This is a genomic window from Rahnella laticis (assembly GCF_015644585.1).
Lineage (GTDB): Bacteria > Pseudomonadota > Gammaproteobacteria > Enterobacterales > Enterobacteriaceae > Rahnella > Rahnella laticis.
Map to the genome: position 1 here is coordinate 268,359 of NZ_JADOBI010000002.1, position 21,492 is coordinate 289,850.

The window sequence follows — 21,492 nt, forward strand, 5'->3', positions numbered from 1 at the left end:
GTGCAGTTTTAGGGTCAAGACAGTTCTTGAGTGAAAGTCATGTGTAAGTTTTTGGTTAAGTTACTGTTTTGTAAGGTTTTTAAATTCTCATTTTCGCAGCAACCTTCACCGCACTGACAAAACTTAACGCTTTTAACTATCGCTAACATATTGATTTAAAACATTTTGAAAAAAGATGTGACACAGGCCGGTTTTACACTGTAAGCATTGCGAAAAAGTCAGCCGCAACGGCGCTGAAGCACGGAAAAAGCGATGTCATCCGCGACGTCCTGCACCAGTTTCTGCCGGATCATCACCTGTTCCTGCGTGCCGCCGTTTACGGCGCGCTGATGTTGTGCCTGACAGGTGAGTTGCCCGCTTTCATTTGCGTGATCCAGCTGCCAGGTGGCGGCTATCGTCGCTTTCTCACCTTGCCAGACGTCAAACTGTTCCACCGACACGCGGATACCGATCACCGGTTTGCCCGCCGGTTGCATCAGGCTGCGGATGTCCGTCGTCTTCAGCGAACGTTCAAGCCGTGCAGTCAGCGCCGCCCGAATTTCCTCGGGCAGCGGCGCGGCCCAGAGTGCATTATCCGACATCAGCAGTTCGCCGTTGCGCTGATGGACCATCAGCTGCGGCTGATTGAGCCGCTCCGCCACGTTCACCGGTTTCACGCGGATGACAAAAGGCGCGGCGCTGGCAGCCGCGGGGGCGGTTCCGGCGTCAGTGGTCAGCGTGTAATAGTGCGGAGCGGAAGACGCACAGCCGGTTAAAATCAGCAGGGTAAGCGCCGCGTAAGCGGTTCGGGCAAGTTTCATGGCTGTTCCTTTTTGTCATCCTGTCTGCCGGTCAGCAGCGCCTGCGGCTGACGCGTTAACAGGCCGGTCAGGGTGCGCAGCGAATACAACGTGCGCTGGAATTCAGCCAGCGTTTGCAGCAGCGGCGAATCCTCCGCCAGCAATAACCGGGCGCGGGTCAGGGTCTGATTCATCGCGCTGAGCGTCTGCGTGGTTTGCGGCAGAACCTGGCTGTTCACCTGAATCAGCGTCTGGTTGAGATTGCCCAGCGTGGCGTTGAGATTATTGCCAATCGACTCAATGGGCATTTTCGATACCTTGCCGATGAGCGTGGCGAGCTGTTCCTGGAGATGATCAAATCCGCCATTCAGCGTCGGAATGCGCAGCGGCCGCGCATTGATATCGTAAGAAACCGGCGCGGCGTTCGGGATAAAATCGAGTGAAATATACAGCTGGCCAGTCAGTAAATTCCCGGTGCGCGCCTGTGCGCGAAGGCCGTGCCTGACCATATCCTGCAGGAAAACGGCGGCCTGTTTCTGGGCATCTTTTTCTGGCTTGGGCAGTTTCTCCAGCACCTGACCGAGCCGGTTCGGGTAAACCTCAATCGTTACCACCGAAATAAACCGTGAACCGGCTGGCTCGTAATCCAGATCGATGGCAGTCACTTTACCGAGTTTCACACTGGAGAATTCCACCGGCGCGCCGGTTTTCATTCCGCGTAACGATTGCTGGAAACGCAGCTGAAGGATTTGCGGCGTGCCATCCTGCGGTGCCATGGCGGACGCCTGATCGTCGGCCAGCGTAAAAACGCTGTGATCGGGGGAAGGTGTGGCGGCGGGAGCGGCGTCCGGTGGATTGGCAAAGGCAATGCCGCCGGCAATAACCGTCGCCATGGTCTGCGTTTTCAGCTGTAATCCTTCGGAATCGAGCGATAAATCCAGCCCGCTGGCATTCCAGAACCGCGTGGCAGAGGTGACGAAACGGTCATAGGGGGCGTCGATAAAGACGTTAAGGCTGACGCCCTTGCCGTCCGGGCGCAGCGCGTAGGACGATACCCGGCCCACGGGCACGCGGCGGTAATAGACGGCGGAACCGATATCCAGCGAACCGAGGTCGCCCGCTACCACTTCAAACTGCCTGCCGGGCATGCCGTTGATGACCGCCGGTGGCGATTCAAGCCCCTGAAAAACCGAACCGGTTTTGCCGGATGTGCCGGTATCCAGGCTGATATACGCCCCGGAAAGCAGCGTGTCGATGCCTGAAACGCCGCCCATACCGACGCGCGGGCGCACCACCCAGAAGCGGGTATCGGCTTTCGCCAGGTTTTCGGCATTCTTCATCAGTGACACTGTCACGAGTACGCGCTGGCTGTCCGGGCTCAATGTAATGGATTTCACCAAACCGACGGTGACGTCTTTGTATTTCACCTCGGTTTTTCCGGCCTGTAATCCGCTGGCGGTCTGGAACGTGATCGAAATCTCCGGTCCGGCGGAGGCCCACATCTGAAGAAACAAAAACAGCCCGATTACCGCAGCGGCGACAGGCACCAGCCAGACCAGCGACGGACGCCAGCGGCGCGGCGTGATTTCAGGTGCCGGAGAAACGTGTTCACTCATTCTTGTTATTTTCCCAAATCAAACGCGGGTCGAACTTCATGGCGGCCAGCAGGGTAAAAATCACCACGGCACCAAAAAAGACAATGCCGATGCGCGGTTCGGCTGTGCTGAAACCGGGGAACTGCACCAGTGCGGCGACCAGTGCCACGACCATGACGTCGAGCATTGACCAGTAACCGATATATTCCGTCAGGCGGTACATCCGGGCGCGGCGAACGCGGCTTTTGGCCTGGCCTTTTCCGGCGGCAAGCAACAGCCCGCCGAGGATCAGGAATTTGGCGCAGGGCACGACCACGCTGGCGATAAAAATGACGGTAGCGACGCCGTATGAACCGGACGCCCAGAATTCTGCGATGCCGCCCAGAATGGTATTTTCACCGCCGTGACCGGCAAATGAGCTGTACATCACCGGCAGTAAATTGGCGGGTAAATACAACAGCAGGGCGGTCAGCAAAAATGCCCATGACTGGCTGCGGCTGTCCGGCTGGCGCGGGTGCAGCGCCGCATGACAGCGCGGGCACGGCAAACGATGAACGCCGGAGACATGTTCGCAGACCAGCCCGCAAACATGGCAGCGGACGAGCCCCTGCGGTAACGCCTGAACGGGCATCACGGGCGGTAGCCGCGCAGGGTTTTGAGTGTCCATAACGGCTGGAAATCCTGATGATTGATCACCGGTAACAGCAGACATAATCCGAGTAATGCCCAGGTACCGGGGCCGGTGGTGATTTCAACCAGGCCGGAGAGTTTGATGGCGGCAATCAGGATACTCAGCAGCGCGACTTCCGCCATGCTCCACGGTGCCAGCCCGGCGAGCAAACGCATGGCGGAGGCAAAACCGGGCGCGGCTTTTTTCCTGCACGCGTGAAATAACACCCAGCCGAGCAGCAAAATTTGCAAACACGGGCAGACAATCATCAGCAACGCCACCGGGATCGCCAGCGGCGACGCATAGTTGTGTGCCAGCGCCATCGCGGTTTGCCATAGCGTGGCCGCCTGCGACTGGCCGTGGAAGCCTATTTCCAGCACCGGAAAAACATTGGCGATGATAAAAAACAGTGCCGCCGTGAGGGTGAGCGCGAACCATTGTTCCAGACTCAGCCAGCTTCCCCGATACAACACCGCCCGGCAGCGCGGGCAGTGTGCGGCCTCGCCAGGCCGCACGGATTTTCGGGTATACAGGCTGTCGCAGTGTTTGCAGATGATTTGCTGCGGATAGATTTTCATCACGAGCCCTTTCTGATTCAGCCGGTTATTTCAGCTGTTCCTGCAACTGATCCGCGCCTTTCTCCAGCCCGGTTTCTGCCGCGCTCAGCGCGCCAAAAGTCGCCCCGATGTTCAGCGAGTTCGGGTACTGGCGGGAAATATAGGATTTGAGCAACTGATTGGTCGGCGCATCGTAGATTTCCACCGCATAACTCACCGAGCCGGTAAACGACCCCTGTTTGCCGCGGATTGACTGCACGATGTTGTACGGCCCGCCCATCAGGTCAAAGCGTGTGAACGTGCCGACAAACGGCGTACTGGTTTCCGCGCCGGTCAGCGTCAGACGAATGCGCAAGGTGCCCGGCGTGATGGCGTTGGTCAGCGGGAACCGCTCCGCCACGCTTTTGCCGAAGACCTGCTGCATATGCGCCGCCAGTTGTTGTTTTTGTTCAGGAGAAACGTCATCAAACTGGGCATCCGTTCCCTGATAAATCACCACCGGATCCACAATGGCGCGGGAATATTTATTCCAGTCGACCGGCGTGTTGTAGCTGAAAGCGATATGCCCGGATTCATCCTGCGTGTCAGGTTTCATCTGGGAAGAAGAAGTGACCCCGGTGTAGGGCACAGGCTGGGTACTCGCGCACCCCGTTAATAAACCTAAAGAAATCAAAGCTGCCAGCGGATAGCTGTTTGTTAACGCAGACATACGTCTTACCTTCTTATGAAAAAATGCAGCGGGATGTCGGTTTACTTTTTCATTAAACCGTACAGTACGGTACATTTATGAAGTAAGACAATTCTCCTGTCAAGAAAATGTACAGGTGGGTTCAGTTATGAAAGGGGACATAGTGCGTGCTGTGCTAATCAGATCAGGCAACTTAACAAGATGCTCAAAATTTGCATGGACGAATATCTTCATTCGCTGAAGAATGAGCACGCAATACGACCAGTTTCATGCCAAATTAGATTTCAACATTTTAGGTTCATTTGTATTTTAGGTTACAACAGCATTAATATACGACAGGAACCCGTTAAGGGTCTGCAAAAGCTAAATCTGATGGTTATCGACATGAATGCAAGAAACTTTAGTTCTAATCGCTAATCTCTAATAAGTCTGCCACTTTCAAACATAAAGAGAAAACTTTTTTTAATCTGTATTGCTTTCAGTCAAATAGGTGGGGTAATTTACTGTTTTCAAACATATGCTAACGGGGTGAGTTGATGGAAAAGATATATATCACTGAAAAGAAATATGATCTAGAAGCGTACGTCTCAAATACTCAAAATAAGAATAAAGGGAAGGAGATATCCTATGCAGATCTACTTTTTAAAGCCGGAGCGGCAGCACTTACGATAAACTACCTACCAATTAAGTTGATTGGGTTTGCTGCAACTGTGAGCCCTATGGTATTGAATTTATTTTCAAACAAAGAAAACAACGATGTAAAAATAACGAAAGAAGATGCCAAAATTCTCGATGCTGCATTAAATAAGTATTCATTGACGATTGATGAGACCAAAGGGAGAAAACTTAGATTCCCACCAGGGCACCCTATTGTTGGCCTTTTTTACAGACTACATCCTCTTGAGAAAATAAATTCTGATAAAGAGCGACTTTATATACCTGATGACTACTATGAAGAATTATTACTTCAGGAAAGAGAAGCGGAGCTTTTAGATATATTAATAAACCTTGGTGCTACAAAAATAAAAATCATAAAAGAAAATAATAAGAATAGTAACAGATTTTCACACGTTGAATCAGTAATGGAACTTTCTGGGACAGTTCCCGTTACAGTTGAAGGCGGTATTAATAATCGCTTAAATCAACAGGATTATAATGATGAAGTAAGGCTTTTTGAATTGGTGGGTAAGAAATGGAAAACAGGAGACCAATTAAATAGAAAAGAGTATTCATGGCTACCATTCCAACCACAGTGGGGTTCATTGATTGTCGCACGAGAAATTGGTGGATGTATCAAAGCTGCTGTTGAGATGACTTCAAGATCTGTTTTCTCTGCAGATGTCTCGGCTAAGGCTAAGTTACAGTCGCATATTGTATCAGCGAACGCAGAGCTTAAAATTGAAAGTGTTGAAGAAGAAATTATTTCTTATAAGTATGAAGTCGAGTTCTTAAAAGCATAGTTTCCGTTAATCTTAGAAAGTTCGAACCAAAGAGAGTTTTCTGAATAAACATTCACGCATTGCTCAAAATTATCTCAGAATCCGTCCTGGTTTGTCGGAACGGATTCTACTTTATCTTATCAGCCAATATTGTACGGACTTTTCGATGTCTGCTGATTAATTATCAACAGATAAACATGGTCAAGTCAGGGTTATTCATATTTCTTAGTTGGTGTTGAATTGTCATAATAACTATTAATTTCATTATTTATTTTTGAAATTACCTTTTCAGATGGTATTAATTGTGAAAAGAATATCCCATAGAAGGTTATTAACAAACCTGAAATCATAAGAGGAACTATCTTAATAGGTGGCATAGAGAGTATCAAAGGAAAGGCGATGATATAAATCCCAAACAATAAAGAAACCAAGCCAATTATTCTGAAAAACCATCTAAAGATCTTATCTATTGTTGAAAGTTTAGCAGTAATTCTGCCATTTTCATTTACGGAAATGTAGGAATTAGCTAACTTGAAAAAATTCATGGGCAACTTATTTTTTAATAAAATCAATGTTGTAGCTTCTTGAATCATCTCCGAAGAGATACCAGTTAACTGATACTTTCTTAGCCTGTCAATTTCTCTATCTATAATTATTTTTTCATTGTCGCAAGTGCTGTCTGAGAGATACTTTCTTAACGCATCTATTCTTCTGCGCGACATGTAATCTTTGAACTCAAGAAAATTCTTAGGCGTAATGCCTAACTTTACCATCGTCGCAAGAAACATGATGGCTAAACAGGTATAAGCTATAAAAGCTGTTGCATAATACTTCTCGATAAAAATTGAGGGGATGTTAGAGAGGGCGTCCATCAGTCTGTTCCTTGATTTAAATTTGCTGCTATAAAGTAAGTAGCGAGAGTAAAGTAACAATTTAATATGAAATAATTTCGTTGCTTATATTAAATAGATTGGGTTAATGGGATGTCTGACTATCAACTCATTATTTCCGAGACTACAAATAACTACCCATGGTAGTGGGCTTCGGTGGCGTATGAGTGCAATTATTCAGACTGAAGCATTATGTTTTGTCCGAATATTGTCCCGGGATTTACCTCATCTCATCCGCCAAAATTGCGCGGACTTTTTCCAGCACCGGAGCCGCCTGTGTCACGCCTGCTGCGGTTTGCTCTTTTGCCCACGCGGCCTGAATCTCCGGATACCGGCTCACCGTTTGCCAGTGTTCCACTTCGCTGTGCTGAAGTTCACGGACGTTTGCGCCGTCTTTGCGCAGCGCATCCAGCTGGTTTAAATAGCCGTTGTCCATCGCCTGACCGGCAGTTTTGTAGGCAGTTTCTGCGGCGCGGTGAATGGCATCCTGATCGGCTTTCGCCAGCCCGTTCCAGACTTTTTCATTCATCACCAGCAGATAAACGTGGCCGAGCCACAGCTCGCGCGAGACTAAAATCTCCGGAGCCATTTTCTGAATTTTCAGATCATAACCGCTGTCCACGTTGACCATAATGCCGTCCAGCGCGCCGGTTTGAAACGCTTTCACCGTTTCTGGCCCCCACGGCATCGTGACCGGCTTCGCGCCCGCATTTCGCAGGAAATCCTGATGCCAGAAACTCGCCGAACGCCACGTTGTGCCCCGGATATCTTGCAGGTTTTTCAGCGGATGTGTGCTGAAAAACGCCACCGGATAACCGGTACCGAAGAAAATGTTCACGACGTTTTTGTGATGTAACTCGGCGGGAAAAGCCGGGATTTCGGCGTAAACGCGGCGGAAGAATGCGATCTGTTTGTCACCGGTCGGCCCGGCGGGAAAGCTTTTAAAAATCTGATGCAGCGGCAGGTCCCTGGCCGCGTATTCCGGCACAACGGTGCCCATATCCGCTGCTGAACCCTCACTGATTACGCTCAGCGCGTTATAACCGGTCGCCCGTTCACTGCCCCAGTGCGCGTTAATTTTCAGGCGACCCTGTGATTCTTTTTCAATCGCCGGGAAGAAAACGTCATTGATGAAGCGGGTGCGCGTACCGCCCAGCGGTTCATGATCGGTGTAGTTCAGCAGGGGGGTGGCGTTTACGCAGACGGATGACAGTAACAGGGCGAGCACCAGCGCGAGCGGTTTTCTGATTAATTCCATGTAATCTCACATATCGGATGGCAAAAATATGAGTTTACTTACTGATGCCCGATGTGAACGTGCGTCGAAACAACTTATTCAGGAAAACCGTGCGCGGTGTGGTAATAATCCACGGTTTATCAATGCCGCAGATTATTTAATGTTATATCAGGCTTTTAAATCGCCGTATTTATAGGACGCAGTAACGCCGCCGTCGATCAGAATATCGCTCCCGCTGACGTAGGTTCCATTGGGACCAAACAGGAATTCGGCCAGTGCGCCGATCTCATCCGGCGTACCCCCGCGGCCAGCCGGTGATTTGGCCAGCATATTCTGGTAAAACGCACCGCGTTCTGCACTGTTGAGCTCATCATAAGCCAGCGGAGTGTAGACAATACCGGCGCTGATGCAGTTGATCCGGGCACCGCGTTTTCCCCATCTGACGGCTTCGGCCATCACGCGTAATGCATTGCCACGTTTTGAAATCTGGTAGGCGTACAGGCTGTCATCAATGGTTTTAATGAAAGGTAACGCCAGTAAAGCTTCCGGCGGCAGCGTGGCCAGAAGATCGGCATCTTTTTGAGAAATCGCATCCACATCAAGACGATGGCTGGATTGTGAACCGATGACGACGGCTGAACCCCCTTTCGCAATCACTTTCCCAAACTCTTCGAACAGAACCGCTGTGCCGTATAAATCGACATGGATGATGTCCTGCGCTTTCGCCTGTGAAGGAGATAGCCCGGCGGTATGAATCACGCCTTTTACCTCGCCCAGCGTGCAGGCTTGTTTGACTAGATCCTGAATGGACTGGCGTGAACGGGTATCAACATACGCAGTACTGACGTCGAATCCTGCCCGTGATAAGACAGCCGCGGCCGCTTCGGCAATTTCAGGTTTAATGTCAGCCAGTAATATATGCTTGCCGACGCTCACCCTGCGCGCAACTGCCTGTGCAATAGAACCACTTCCTGTCACAACCATGATCTCTTTCATTTGCTGCCTCTTAGCCATTTCAATGGTGACCATTATCTTGTTTTGACTATGTCTGGTATATGAATTGTCTGTGCATTCAGAATTCCCATTTATTGTATAATCATGTTCCTGTTCGCACTGACGAGAACCCTGATGCTGGATAAACTTGATGCGCTGAGAATATTTTGTACTGCCGCCGAAACCCTGAAATTCAGGGAAACTGCCGTCCGGTTAGGCATTGCTCCGCAACTGGTTACCCGTGGCATTGCTGAGCTCGAAAAGCAGTTAGGCGAAATGCTGCTTTTTGCGTAACACACGTCAGATGAAACTGACGCCTTTCGGGCAGCAGTTTTGGCCAAAGGCCGGGATGTTGCTGGCGGAAAGTGAAAATCTTTTTTCCGAACACAAAAGCCAGAAGTTGCAGGACCTGTCAGGCAGTGTTCGCATTACGCTTCCGCCCCTGTTTGAGAATCAGGAAATTTTACGTCGCTTATTGCGGCAGTTGCTGGATTACCCACATCTCAACATTGAGTGGCTTCCCACGGATATGCACCTGAATATCATCGATGAACAGGTCGATATCGGTATCCGGATTGGCACGGTGCCGGACAACCGTTTCATTGTAAAAAGCATTCGCCCGGTGGGTGTCAATATTGTGGCATCACCCGAACTTATCGCCCGTACAGGAATGCCGGAGTCTTTGCGTGATCTGCAATTTAATTACCCGCTCAGTGCCCTGAATAACAGCAATTCCGGACGGGTATGGCCCTGGCAATTTGCCGACGGCAGCAGTTTTTTTCCTGCGCAACCCTCATTTATTGCCGCCGATATTGGCAGTGAGCTATCGGCAGCGCTGGCTGGCAGAACGTTTAGCCAGCTGGCGGATATTTCAGTGCGCCCCTTTGTGCAGCGGGGAGAACTGGTTAACATCCTGCCGGAATTAAACTATCAGCCGTGGCAGCTTTATATTTTCCGGCCGCATCAGCCCCTGTTACCGGCGAGAGTTCGTCTGGTGTTTGATCTGCTGAATCAGATCCTCAAAGACCTTTTCAGCGGTTAGCCGCGAGCTTTGGGTTATTCGGATAAAGACAACAAGGCATCATCCAGACGTCCGCCCTGGATTTGAATGCCGGACAGCGTTGCCTCCATTTCTGATAAATCCTGAGGACTCAGTATCAGGTCGATGGATTTCAGGTTGTCTTCAATATAGGTCACCTTATCCATGCCGGGGATAGGGACGATCCACTGTTTCCGGGCCAGTAACCAGGCCAGCGCGATTTGCACCGGTGTGGCATTTTTGCCTGCCGCCATGTCCCGGAGCATGTCGATTAGCGGCATATTTGCCTGAATAGCTTCAGGCGTAAAACGCGGGAAATTCGCCCGCAGATCCGTCGCCCTGTCGAATGTGGTGTGCGTATCAATGGTGCCCGTCAAAAATCCCGTTCCCAGCGGCGCCCAGGGCACAAAACCAATCCCCAGTTCTTCACAAACCGGCAGGACATGCGCTTCCGGCTCACGCGCCCACAATGAATACTGGTTTTGAACTGCCGTCACCGGATGAACTGCATGTGCACGCCGCAGGGTTTCTGTGCCCGCTTCGGACAGACCGTAGTGGCGGATTTTGCCTTCCTGAATCAGATCCTTTAGCGTACCCGCCACGTCTTCAACAGGTACCGCCGGGTCAACGCGATGCTGATAGAACAGATCAATAACGTCAGTTTTCAGGCTTTTCAGGGAAGCCTCGGCCACCGCACGGATGTTCTCCGGACGGCTGTCCAGCCCGGTGATTGCACCGTTTTCCAGTTTGAATCCAAACTTGGTCGCAATGACCACTTTATCCCGGTATGGCTTAAGCGCTTTCCCCACCAGTTTTTCATTGGTATAGGGTCCGTAGGCTTGTGCGGTATCGAACAGCGTGATGCCACGATCGACTGCTGCATGAAGAACATTGATGCCGGTCGCATCATCCACAGCGCGTCCGGTGCCATAGCTTAGATTCATCGCACCCATACCGAGGGCGGAAACGGTCAATCCACTGCGACCCAACTGACGGTATTTCATCTTCTTTTCCTTACGGTTATTTATGGCAGAAGCAAAACAAGGATGCAGTGTAAGAGGGATGATTGTGTCTGTATGTGGATTTATTTTGATTTTAGTATTCACAAATCAGGAATTATTCGCGTTATTAAACACCGGTGGAAATAGCGATTACGCCGGGATCACAAAAGCAGAATGCATAAAAAAAGCGCCATGTTTTCACATAGCGCTCAGGGTTTTCGGATGATGAATTATCGCTTAGAAATCGACATTCACGCCCAGCTGGAAGCTGCGGCCTGGCATCACGGCCAGCGCTTTATTGTATGCATCCTGATTGGTGGTTTCAGTCAGGTTGCGGCTGCTCAGGTAATCCCAGTACTTACGGTCGGTGATGTTATACACGCCGCCGCTGAGTTTTACGTTTTTCGCCACTTTCCAGTACGCAGTTGCATCAAGCAAACCGTAGCCAGGAACATTCATGTATTCCGTGGTGGAATCCGTGATCGGTGTACCGGCGTTGGTGTAGCTCTGACGGTTGGTCGCTTCGGCTTTTTTACCCTTCACGAAGGTTGCGGTCAGCGCCGTGCCGTAGATGCCTGACGGATCATCCCATGCCACACCGGCTACAAATTTCATTGGCGGAACGCTGTCGATATCAACGTATTTGTCGCCCGCGTAGCTGGATTTAGATTCACCCTTGGCGTAACCCAGTGCGAAGCTGGTGCTCAGACCGTCAACGCTGCTGAACCACGTACCGTAGTTGATTTTGGTGCTCAGATCGCCACCGTAGATAAACGCTTCATCGCGGTTTTCGGCCTGATAAATCGTATAAATATTGGAAGGCACGTTGGTGAACATGCCCGGGTTAGCCGAGCGGGTGTAACGGGTATTGGCGATAAAGTTTTTGTACGTGTTGTAGAACACGGCCGTTTTGAAGGTCACGCCTTCGGTCGCTTCACCTTTCATGCCCCATTCGAAGTTGTTGCTGGTTTCGGTTTTCAGATTGGTGTTACCGATCAGCGCATATTGCTGAGAAGCGGCATAAGAAGAGCCGAGGTTCCAGGAACCGTAAAGCTGGCTGGCATCCGGGAACTGCGCGCCACGACGGTATTGCAGGTAAGTCATCAGCTTAGGCGTGATGTCATACGTGAATGCCAGTGATGGCAGAACCTGCGTATCGGAGTTGGCTTTACCGTACAGAGTAGAAACCTGGCTTTCAGACACGGTGCTGTTAGACAAATCGGACAGGTCTGTCGCTTTCGTATTCTGGTAAGCCACACGCACCGCAGGCACGATGCCGAAGTTATGGCCGTCGAGGTCAAACTTCATGGTGTCTTGCAGGAAACCGCCGAGAACGTAAGAACGGCTGTTGGCTTCCGGCTGCATGATGGTGGTGTAAACACTCTGATCCGGGCTTTCGCGGAACGGACGTTCAGTGTTAGAGATGCGACCGTTGATCCCGGCACTCAGCTCGTGGCGACCCAGCGTTTTGAGCCAGCTGGTTTCCGCGCCATAGGTGCTGACGTCGTAGTCGGAATAGACGTTCATCATCTCTTTGCTGGCGTTCGGCATGTACGTGTTGTCGTGCGCCTGGGTGTACTGGTAATAGACTTTGGAGACCACGGCGTCAGCGAAATCGTTGAACGGTGTCCATTCGTCTTTCAGGCTTGCGCCCCAGCGGCGGGTGTTACTTTGCTGCTGCGCGGTACCCAGAATGGAGCTGCCAGCGCTGTTCCACGCGTCGTAATGGGTGTGATTGATTTTCTCGTAGTAATCGAGCGTGCCGGTGAATTTATGTTCGTCGTTTGGCTGCCAGATACCGGACGTCATGATGGCGTTAGAGTGCCAGTTCGCCGGATAAGCGTCGTGCGTCCCGCTGTTGTTGCTGGTTTCCTGACCGTCGCGGCGGCTGATCGCCACAAGGCCACGCAGGGTTTCGTCACCGGCAGCGGCAGTAATGCCGTTGTGCCATGAACGGTCCGAAGAATCATAATCAGACTGGTAACCGAAATAGGTTTCTTTGCCCGGACGCAGGTAATCGTCTGCGGTTTTTGGCAGGAAGGAAACGGCACCGCCGATGGAAGTGTTGGCGCGTTCGGCTGACGTTGCGCCGGATTCGATATCCACCTGGCCGTAAATATACGGGTCGATGTAATCACGGCCGATGCCGGATGTGCCTAAACCCGCGCGGCTGGCGTAGCTGCGGCCGGTAGCACTTGGCTGTGGGATGCCGTCAACATCGATGCTGACGCGGTTGCTTTCCAGACCACGAATGTTATAGCCGGTGTAACCGCTGCGGTCGAAGCCGCTTTTGCCGTTGCCGGAACCGCCACTTGAGCCGGTCGCGGTGATCAGTGGCTCATAACGCATGATGGTACCGAAATCGTTACCGCCACGTTTTTGCATTTCTGCCGCAGTGATGGTGGTTTTTGAGCCCGGCGTTTTATCCGGCAGGGTCTCGGTGACGGTCATCACTTCTTCATTGTTCTGTGCCAGATCCTTCGCACTGCGCACCACCGGTTTCTTTTTGATGGTTTCTGTAGATTGCGCTTTGTTCTGTGCCAGATCGGTGTTGTCTTTAACGGCTTCCGCTGCGTTTACGTTAAAGGTGGTGGTGAGAATCGTCCCCATGAAAATGACGTTTTTCACCAAACCCTGCTGTGTAAAGGATTTGAACATTTGTTTTTAGTCCTGCACTAATTTTTTTAAGTTCTGCTCGCATTTACTGCCTTTCGACAAATTCAGACGCGCTTGTCATCTGCTTTAATCTTCCGTGAAAAAGCCGTTGTCCTTATAAAATATGGGTTTAATTACAGTCCTTACCCATTTCAGCTTTGTGCGAATGATAATGATACTGATAATTGTTATCAACAAATTGGTAAATAAAAATGCGCTTCTTAACGAAATCTTTGCACTTGGTTCTGAAAAATGGGCTACGCGGCTCGCTTTACAAGGCGCAAACCCGTCGTTAGAGTGGGGACATCAGGGAACTGTACTGTACAGTTTTCGTCGCGGCGTTTTTGGCCGTGGCCGTAAAAGCAACGTCAGGAGGGAAGATGAAAGTCCGCACCGAAGCCCGCAGGGAGGCGATTATCGATGCCGCAGCGCAATTGTTTCAGGAAACCGGTTACGAACGCGCGTCAATGAATGAACTCGCCCGGCGTCTCGGCGGCTCCAAAGCCACGCTCTACAGTTATTTCCCGTCGAAAGAAGCGTTGCTGGTGGCGGTGGTGAAAGCCTATGCCACCGGGCATCTTTCCGACGCCGTCAGCGATCTGACCCAAACGTGGGCGGATGCCGGTCTCGAAACCATCCTTACCCGTTTTGGCGAAAGAATGTTGCTGGTGCTGACTAATGATGTCTCCGCGCTGGCGGTGTATCGCATGGTGATCGCCGAGTCCGGGCATTCCGAAATCGGCACGTTGTTTTATGACGCCGGCCCGCGGGAAAGCGTCGAAATCCTGGCAACATTCCTCGCCAGCGCGATGGAGCGAGGGCAACTGGCGCAGGCCGATGCGCATCTGCGCGCCTTACAGTTTCTGGCGCTGGTGACGGCGCAAACCAATACGCGCGTCTATCAGCGTAATCCGGCACCGCTGGAAATTGCGGAAATCCGCCAGATGGTGAGCAGCGCTGTCGACATGTTTTTGCGCGGCGCGGTGCGTTAATTCACGAGGTGCGTTCTGCTGCACAAACCGCCAACCGGCCTTCTTCACGATGGCCGGTTTTTTTTTGAAGTCATTGCATAAAATATTACTAAGATATATCTTTCACTGAATTGAGAATGATTCCACTTCTGAAGGAAAGTGCGATGAACGAATTATCAGGGAAACGTATTCTGGTGATTGGCGGCAGCTCCGGTATCGGGCTGCGCGTGGCGGAACTGGCGGCAGAGCAGGGTGCAAAACTGACGCTGGCGGGCAGAAATGCAGAGCGTCTGGCGCAGGCCAAAACTGCGCTGGCGGCCAGCGGCGCGGAAGTCGAAACCGTGATCCTCGATGCGCACGACCACGCTGCGCTGGAAGCTTTTTTTGCGGAAACGGCCGCTTTCGACCACGCTGTTTCAATGGTCGGTGACGTCATGGGTGGCGGTTTTCTGTCAGCCGATATGGCAACAATCCGGCGCGTGATGGAATCCAAATTCTTCACGAACGTCCTGATTGGCAAGCTGGCGGCCACGAAACTGAACGCCGGAGGCAGTCTGATTTTCACGTCGGGAACCGGTGGCCGTGCGCAGGATGCCTGCGCCAGTTATACCGGCAATCTGGGCATTCAGGCGCTAGTGGAAGGCCTGGCTGTGGAACTTGCGCCCGATGTGCGCGTGAATACGGTGGCACCGACCTGGACGCCCACGCCGTTCTGGCGCGATATGCCACCGGAGCAGTTTGAAACTATCAGGCAGCGTTTTGAAACCAGCATTCCGCTGCACCGGGTTGCGACCATCGATGAGCTGGCGTCGGCCTATATTTTCCTGATGAGCAATACGTTTATTACCGGTCAGAAACTGGCCGTTGACGGCGGTATTATGCTGGGCTGACGGGCTGGCACTGATAATAATTTCGAATACTAATTTCGGAACAATGAGAGAAAGAATATGGAACACAAACGCACTGAATCTTCCGCCGCCAACCTGCCGGTGCGCGTTAAGAACGAACTGGTTTTCCGCCACATCACGGTAAAAAGCGCTGAAACAGTTTCCGGCTGTTTTAAACGCATTGTACTGAACGGCGACGAGCTGAAAGGTTTTACGTCCCGCGGTTTTGATGACCACATCAAACTGTTCTTCCCGGCGAATCCGGGCGACGTAATTGTTCCGCCGACCGCCACAGAAGACGGCATTGCCTGGGGCGAAGGCCCGCGTCCGGTTAACCGTGAATACACGCCGCTGCATTTCGATGCGCAAACCCACGAACTGACGCTGGATTTTTATATTCACGACGGCGGTGTGGCCAGCGAATGGGCCAACAATGCCAAACCGGGCGATAAGCTGATCATTGGCGGGCCACGCGGTTCCCTGATTATTCCGACGACCTACCGGTGGCAGCTGTATCTTTGTGATGAAACCGGTCTTCCGGCAGTAAAACGCCGCCTGCGTGAACTGAAAGAGGCGGCTGTAAACGCAAAAATAACCGTACTGGTGAAAGTGAAAGACGTGAGCTGCATCAGTTATCTGGATGAAGAAAAAGATTTCAACGTCGAGTGGATCGTCAGCGATGAACATTATGGTTATCGCGAAGACGATGCGGTGGTGCAGAAACTGAAAAGTCTGATGCTGCCGGAAAATGATTATTACGTCTGGGCCACCGGCGAAGGGAAATTCGTCAAAGGCCTGAGTGACTATTTCACCGAAACCCGCGGGCTGGACGCAAACTTTGTCCGCTGCGTGGCGTACTGGCACGCGAAATAATTTTCCGCGCCGGGACTGATTTACTCCTGTAAAGCGTGACGAAATAATTCTCCCGCAGATAACAGAACGTATTTTCTCTGTTATCTGCGGTTTATTATCTCAGTCGCCACGAATTAATACTTTGTTGCAACTGCCGCGCAAATCATTACGGCAGCCGCCCTGAACGCCATTATTTATTATTTCTGCCATCATTATAATTCTTATGACAAATTCTGAATCTTTATTCAAAGGAATGGTTATGAAATTAAAAAGCCTCAACGGGCGCTGGCGGGCGCTTTGTCTGTTACCTCTGCTGTTAGCCGGATATTCCTCCTTCAGTGCGGCTGCTGATCCCACTGCACCTGCGCGGGAGGTGATCAGGCCGGTGATGTCCTGCGCAAAGCTTGCCGACGTTTCACTGACGGACATCGGCGGCGAAGGCAGCCGGATCACGACCGCCAAAGAAATCACCGTGAACGGTGCACCGGCCTGTGAAGTCGATGGCAATCTGCATCCTGAGATCGGTTTTCAGGTGATTTTGCCGGTTTCATCGTGGCAGCAACGCTATATGCAAATCGGCTGCGGCGGCCTTTGCGGGAATATTCAGCTGCAAATCGGCGCAGCAGCGGGTTGTACGCCCTTAAATACCCACGGTTTTGTTCTGGCCGCCACCGACATGGGCCATTCCATGAAGGAAGGTGACTTTGGTAAGGATCCTCAGAAACGCGTGGATTTCGCCTACCGCAGCCAGCATCTGACGGCGGAAGTGTCTAAAAAGCTGATCACGACGTTCTATGGCCGCGCGCCTGCGTATTCCTATTTTAACGGCTGCTCGGACGGTGGCCGTGAAGCCCTGATGGAAGCGCAGCGTTTCCCGCATGATTTCAACGGGATTATTGCCGGTGCCGCCGCGATGAATTTCCAGTCGCAGAATGCGGTTTATCACGCCTGGCAGGCGCTTTCCAATACCGGGCCTGACGGCAAACCGGTGCTGCTGGCCGCGCGTTTGCCGCTGATCCACAACGCCGTGCTCAAACAATGCGACGCGCTGGATGGTCAGACCGATGGCCTGATTGCCGACCCGCAAAGTTGCCATTTCGACACCTCGGTTCTGGCGTGTAAAACCGATCCGGCCACGCCGCAGGTATCGTGTTTATCCACCGCCGAACTGACGGCGCTGAACCGGTTATACGCCGGGCCTGTAGATCCGAAAACCGGCAAGAAACTGATTGTCGGCGGCCCGATGCCGGGTTCAGAACTGGCGTGGGAAGGTGTGTTTGTGCCGGAAAAATCCAGTGACCCGATTTTCAGCCAGATGATCGCGCTGTCGTCGCTTAAGTACATGAATTACGAGAAAAACCCGCCAGCGGATTTTACGTTAAAAGACGTGAAGTTCACCGAAGCGGCGTTTGACGAACTGCGTAAAATGCATCCGCTTTATGACGCGACCAACCCGGATCTGACGGCGTTTAAAGCTGCCGGTGGCAAGCTGATTATCTGGCACGGCTGGGCGGATCAGCACATTTCACCGCTCAATTCCGTGGCTTATCATCAGGCCGTCGGCAACGTCATGGGGGCAGCGAGCCGCGATCAGTTTGAGCGTCTGTATCTGCTGCCGGGCGTGCATCACTGCTCCGGCGGTGAAGGCCCGAGCCTGGTGGATTTCCTCACACCTATGATGAACTGGGTGGAAAAGGGCACTGCGCCGGATAACATCACCACGTATCAGGCGGCAAAAGAGCAGAAAACGTCGTTCGGGCAACCGCTGCCGGAACGCGGTAAAAAGCCAGCAACTGAAATCCGTCTGGAGAAAATTCCGGCAGATGCCGCTTCGCGCCCGGTTTTCCCGTACCCGGATTACGCGGTGTACAGCGGCAAAGGCGATGTGAATTCAGCCGCCAGCTATGTGCGTAAACCGCTGGCGACGCAGCCTGCGGCTTATCACTGGCTGGGCGAAGATTTCTATAAGCCTTTTACTTTCATGAACTAATGGCCTAGTAAAAACGCTCCCCTTCGTGCCCGAAGGGGAGATTGTGATCGGGGGCTTAACCCGTTATCTTTAGGGGATATCTTTACGCAATTTTAACCATGGTTCTGATGAAAAATAATCCTTTGGGCAACGACCGTCCTCCCGCCGGATCCGGCAACAAAGCAAACTGTATTGCTGCGAAAAAATACCGTCGTGAAAGAATGTTCGAAACCGGCGATATCCGCTTATTAATGCTGCATTTTCTGCAACAACGTTCCGCCCACGGTTATGAACTGATCAAAGCCATCGAAGAGTTATCCAAAGGGGAATACACCCCGAGCGCCAGTATTATTTATCCGAACCTGACTTTTCTGGAAGATCAGGGACTGGTTCTGGCGAATCAGGAAGAAGGCGGGAAGAAGCAATATACGATCACCGCAGAAGGTGTGATATTGCTGAACCAGCAGGACGAATTACTGGCGACGGTGACTGAGCGGCTGCATTCGCTGGCGATTCTGTCGAATAACCGAAGCATTCCGGAAATGCAAAGGGCGATAAATAATATCCGTTCGGCGCTGAATTTAAGGCTTGCGAAAGGGCCCATCGAACAGGAAACGCTGTATAAAATCACCGATGCGTTAGATCGCGCAACCAAAGAAATTGAGCGCAGCTAAGGTTAAAAACGAAAAGCCCCCGGCGTCATTGCAGGGAGCTTTTTTTGTTTTATCCGCTCTGGCTTAATGGCCCCAGCGGCTTCTCAGGTAACGCACGGCTTCCTGCGTTTGCGGCTGGTTCAGGTAATTTTCCCGAAACAGAATGGTGCCGTTTATACCCGGTAACGATTCATTCATATCGAGCTGTTTCTTCAGCTCCGGCACGCCACCGCGGGTGGTCCATTCAGGCTCATTCTTCGACGGCTCGCCCACTTTATACAGCGCAATGCCAATATACAGACGCGTGTTGTTCGGTTTCACGACATCCGCCCACCATTTCGCCAGCACGTCATAGCGCGCCGCCTTGCGGGAGAACGGCCAGTAAAGCTGCGGCGCAATGTAATCGAGCAAACCCTGTTTCACCCAGAGACGCGTATCGGCATAGGCTTCGTCATACGCCGCCGCGCCGCGTGTGTCGGAACCGGCAGGATCGAACGACAGATTACGCCAGACACCGGCAGGGCTGACGCCGAATTCAACGCCCGGTTTTAGCTGGCGGACGGTGCGGGAAACCTGTGCGATCAGCATCTGTGTATTGTGGCGACGCCAGTCCGCTTTTGAGCTGAATCCCTGACCGTATTTTCTGAACGTCATGCTGTCATCGAGCGCCGAGCCAGGGGTTTCGGCATAGAAATAGTCATCAAACTGCACGCCGTCGACCGGGTAACGCGCCACGACTTCGGCCACGATGCTGGTGATCCAGTCACGCGCTTCAGGAATGCCGGGGTCCAGCACCAGACGATCGCCTGCGGTGCGGATCCAGTCGCGGTGCAGCACATAAACGCTCGCCGGACTAAGAGACAAGGTGCGATTCAGCTCGGCAATCGTTGAAGGTTTGGTATTCACTGAAACGCGGTACGGGTTGAACCACGCATGCACTTTCATGCCGCGCTTGTGCGCTTCATCGAGCATAAATTTCAGCGGGTCATAACCCGGGTCCTGGCCAATCGTGCCGGTCAGCATATCGGACCACGGCAAAATTTTGGATTGCCACAGCGCGGTGCCGTCCGGTTTAACCTGGAAGAACACGGTGTTGATGCCCAGCGATTGCAGGTTATCGAGCTTGTCGGTGAGGGACTTTTTCTGCTGACTGATGCGCTGTGCGGGGCTGCTGACATTTACCGAAGACACCGGCGGCCAGTCGAGACGGGAAACCGTCGCCAGCCAGACGCCGCGCACCGGTTCTTTATTGCGCTCACCTTTTGGCGCAAGAGGTTGCTTTGCGACCGGCGGCAGCGGCGTGACCAGTGATTTCGGCGGTGTGGATGAACAACTCGCCAGTAACAGCGCCATGGCAATAAGAACGCCTGACTTTTTAGCCGGAGTTGCGAAGGGTAAAACAGGGGAAGAAGCGATGATAAACTCCGGGACTTTCATGTCGTTTTTCGAATGAAAACATTTTCGTAGTATTCGAATTAAAGTCAACCAGTCAGGCGCTTATCATCGCATCGGGCATGATCCGGATGCGGTAAAAATTCCGCTTATTCGTGCTCAGGCCATGGCGTCAAAATCTCAAAACCATCTTTGGTCACGGCTACCATATGTTCCCACTGCGCGGACAACGAGTGATCTTTGGTGACCACCGTCCAGCCGTCGGGCAGTACTTTATTCTGCTTTTTACCGGCGTTCAGCATCGGTTCGATGGTGAACAGCATGCCTTCCTGCAAAACCAGACCGCGGTTTTTTTCGCCATAATGCAGCACCTGCGGGTCTTCGTGATAGCCCATGCCGATGCCGTGGCCGCAATACTCTTCCACGATGGAAAACCCTTCGCGTTTCGCCACGGCGGCAATGGCATAACCGACGTCACCCAGCGTTGCGCCGGGGCGGACGACTTCAATGCCGGCCATCATGGCTTCATACGTGGTATCCGTCAGGCGGCGGGCAAGAATGCTGGGCTCACCGGCGTAATACATGCGGCTGGTGTCGCCGTACCAGCCGTCTTTGATCAGCGCGACGTCGATATTAACGATATCGCCTTTTTTCAGCGCTTTGTCGGACGGAATACCGTGGCAAATCACATGATTGACGGAGGTACAGGTCGTTTTCTGATAACCGTGATAGCCGATGTTGGCCGGGATCGCCTGCAATTCGTTGACGATAAAATCGTGGCAGATGCGGTCCAGTTCATTGGTCGTGACGCCGGGCACAACGTAAGGCGTGATCATATGCAAAACCCGGGCGGCCAGTTTGCCTGCGATGCGGGCTTTGCTGATCCCTTCCGGCGTTTTGATCATCCGGTTATTGTTAACAAAATACGCGCTGTCTAAACCACTATTCATTACTTGCCTTCCTGTGTGTGCCGCCCACGTTTAACAGCGTACGGAAACTGTCGGTGTTCTCATCGGATTCCATGCTGCAACGCACCAGCAGGCGGGAGATTTCGCTGTGAGTCATGTCCGGATGGGTTTCCATTAACATGCCAATTTTCATCCAGTGTTCGGCCTGAGCGTTGATCGAACGTGTATAAGCCAGGCTGGCGATGCGTAAGTTTTCATGCATCAGTTCTGAAATCTTGATGATGCCCATAAGCGTGCCTCAGTAGTATACGAAACAT

At 52.0% G+C, this 21,492-nt stretch carries 21 protein-coding genes; 8 read left to right on the top strand and 13 right to left on the bottom strand.

The genetic code is table 11. The annotated features are described in order from the left end of the window. Positions 1-218: 218 nt before the first annotated feature. From IV433_RS04550 to IV433_RS04570, 5 genes are read right to left on the bottom strand one after another with little or no spacing between them, the layout of a single operon-like run. Positions 219-800: a PqiC family protein gene (locus IV433_RS04550; RefSeq protein WP_195813200.1), complete on the bottom strand. Its 582-nt coding sequence runs from the start codon at positions 798-800 to the stop codon at positions 219-221. Then, positions 797-2,395 carry a PqiB family protein gene (locus tag IV433_RS04555; RefSeq protein WP_195813201.1) on the bottom strand — a complete coding sequence of 533 codons (1,599 nt, stop codon included), beginning with the start codon at positions 2,393-2,395 and terminating at the stop codon, positions 797-799. Before IV433_RS04555 ends, IV433_RS04550 begins: the two co-directional genes overlap by 4 nt. Further along, on the bottom strand, positions 2,388-3,041 hold the full coding sequence (locus IV433_RS04560) for a paraquat-inducible protein A (RefSeq protein WP_195813202.1): 654 nt from the start codon (positions 3,039-3,041) through the stop codon (positions 2,388-2,390). The genes IV433_RS04555 and IV433_RS04560 overlap by 8 nt, the downstream gene beginning before the upstream one ends. Further along, entirely contained in the window at positions 3,005-3,622 is a 618-nt protein-coding gene (locus tag IV433_RS04565; protein ID WP_195813203.1) for a paraquat-inducible protein A, read from the bottom strand. The genes IV433_RS04560 and IV433_RS04565 overlap by 37 nt, the downstream gene beginning before the upstream one ends. Before the next feature lie 25 nt (positions 3,623-3,647). Next, positions 3,648-4,310, bottom strand: coding sequence for a DUF3313 domain-containing protein (locus IV433_RS04570; RefSeq protein ID WP_195813204.1), 663 nt, complete (start codon positions 4,308-4,310; stop codon positions 3,648-3,650). A gap of 515 nt (positions 4,311-4,825) precedes the next feature. Here IV433_RS04570 and IV433_RS04575 point away from each other — a divergent pair. Next, complete coding sequence (locus tag IV433_RS04575; protein ID WP_195813205.1) at positions 4,826-5,749, top strand: hypothetical protein; 924 nt, start codon at positions 4,826-4,828, stop codon at positions 5,747-5,749. A gap of 191 nt (positions 5,750-5,940) precedes the next feature. On the opposite strand, the gene IV433_RS04580 is transcribed toward IV433_RS04575, so the two are convergent. The 3 genes from IV433_RS04580 to IV433_RS04590 all read right to left on the bottom strand — a co-directional run bounded on the left by IV433_RS04580 (position 5,941) and on the right by IV433_RS04590 (position 8,851). Next, positions 5,941-6,600 (bottom strand): hypothetical protein, encoded by a 660-nt coding sequence (locus IV433_RS04580; RefSeq protein WP_195813206.1) that lies wholly within the window; start codon positions 6,598-6,600, stop codon positions 5,941-5,943. Positions 6,601-6,838: 238 nt separating this feature from the next. Beyond that, entirely contained in the window at positions 6,839-7,876 is a 1,038-nt protein-coding gene (gene dctP, locus IV433_RS04585) for a TRAP transporter substrate-binding protein DctP (protein WP_195813207.1), read from the bottom strand. A gap of 147 nt (positions 7,877-8,023) precedes the next feature. Next, complete coding sequence (locus tag IV433_RS04590) at positions 8,024-8,851, bottom strand: SDR family oxidoreductase (protein WP_195813208.1); 828 nt, start codon at positions 8,849-8,851, stop codon at positions 8,024-8,026. 132 nt (positions 8,852-8,983) lie between these two features. Here IV433_RS04590 and IV433_RS26120 point away from each other — a divergent pair, with 132 nt between their 5' ends. Next, the gene (locus IV433_RS26120; protein ID WP_229893207.1) at positions 8,984-9,142 is read left to right on the top strand and encodes a helix-turn-helix domain-containing protein; all 159 of its coding nucleotides are present in this window, start codon (positions 8,984-8,986) and stop codon (positions 9,140-9,142) included. After that, on the top strand, positions 9,135-9,890 hold the full coding sequence (locus tag IV433_RS04595; protein WP_229893208.1) for a substrate binding domain-containing protein: 756 nt from the start codon (positions 9,135-9,137) through the stop codon (positions 9,888-9,890). Before IV433_RS26120 ends, IV433_RS04595 begins: the two co-directional genes overlap by 8 nt. Before the next feature lie 14 nt (positions 9,891-9,904). Here IV433_RS04595 and IV433_RS04600 read toward each other — a convergent pair whose 3' ends face one another. Both IV433_RS04600 and IV433_RS04605 read right to left on the bottom strand, forming a co-directional pair. Continuing rightward, positions 9,905-10,891 (bottom strand): aldo/keto reductase, encoded by a 987-nt coding sequence (locus IV433_RS04600; protein ID WP_195813209.1) that lies wholly within the window; start codon positions 10,889-10,891, stop codon positions 9,905-9,907. Positions 10,892-11,125: 234 nt separating this feature from the next. Further along, complete coding sequence (locus tag IV433_RS04605) at positions 11,126-13,498, bottom strand: TonB-dependent receptor domain-containing protein (RefSeq protein WP_370530245.1); 2,373 nt, start codon at positions 13,496-13,498, stop codon at positions 11,126-11,128. A gap of 425 nt (positions 13,499-13,923) precedes the next feature. Here IV433_RS04605 and IV433_RS04610 point away from each other — a divergent pair, with 425 nt between their 5' ends. The 5 genes from IV433_RS04610 (at position 13,924) to IV433_RS04630 (ending at position 18,896) form a co-directional block, all read left to right on the top strand. Further along, the gene (locus tag IV433_RS04610) at positions 13,924-14,535 is read left to right on the top strand and encodes a TetR/AcrR family transcriptional regulator (protein ID WP_195813211.1); all 612 of its coding nucleotides are present in this window, start codon (positions 13,924-13,926) and stop codon (positions 14,533-14,535) included. A gap of 143 nt (positions 14,536-14,678) precedes the next feature. Next, positions 14,679-15,404, top strand: coding sequence for an SDR family oxidoreductase (locus IV433_RS04615; RefSeq protein WP_195813212.1), 726 nt, complete (start codon positions 14,679-14,681; stop codon positions 15,402-15,404). Positions 15,405-15,461: 57 nt separating this feature from the next. Continuing rightward, positions 15,462-16,274, top strand: a complete 813-nt coding sequence (locus IV433_RS04620) for a siderophore-interacting protein (protein WP_195813213.1) — start codon at positions 15,462-15,464, stop codon at positions 16,272-16,274. Positions 16,275-16,512: 238 nt separating this feature from the next. Then, complete coding sequence (locus IV433_RS04625) at positions 16,513-18,243, top strand: tannase/feruloyl esterase family alpha/beta hydrolase (protein WP_229893209.1); 1,731 nt, start codon at positions 16,513-16,515, stop codon at positions 18,241-18,243. Between the two features lie 107 nt (positions 18,244-18,350). Further along, on the top strand, positions 18,351-18,896 hold the full coding sequence (locus IV433_RS04630; protein WP_195813215.1) for a PadR family transcriptional regulator: 546 nt from the start codon (positions 18,351-18,353) through the stop codon (positions 18,894-18,896). A 63-nt stretch (positions 18,897-18,959) separates the two neighbouring features. Here the strand turns inward: IV433_RS04630 and IV433_RS04635 are convergent, their stop codons facing one another. The 3 genes from IV433_RS04635 to IV433_RS04645 form a co-directional block, all read right to left on the bottom strand. Continuing rightward, positions 18,960-20,312 carry a glycoside hydrolase family 10 protein gene (locus IV433_RS04635; protein ID WP_195813216.1) on the bottom strand — a complete coding sequence of 451 codons (1,353 nt, stop codon included), beginning with the start codon at positions 20,310-20,312 and terminating at the stop codon, positions 18,960-18,962. Positions 20,313-20,416: 104 nt separating this feature from the next. Beyond that, positions 20,417-21,217: a type I methionyl aminopeptidase gene (gene map, locus IV433_RS04640; RefSeq protein ID WP_195813217.1), complete on the bottom strand. Its 801-nt coding sequence runs from the start codon at positions 21,215-21,217 to the stop codon at positions 20,417-20,419. Continuing rightward, positions 21,210-21,464 carry a ParD-like family protein gene (locus IV433_RS04645; protein ID WP_104925134.1) on the bottom strand — a complete coding sequence of 85 codons (255 nt, stop codon included), beginning with the start codon at positions 21,462-21,464 and terminating at the stop codon, positions 21,210-21,212. The genes map and IV433_RS04645 overlap by 8 nt, the downstream gene beginning before the upstream one ends. Between the last annotated feature and the right edge of the window lie 28 nt (positions 21,465-21,492).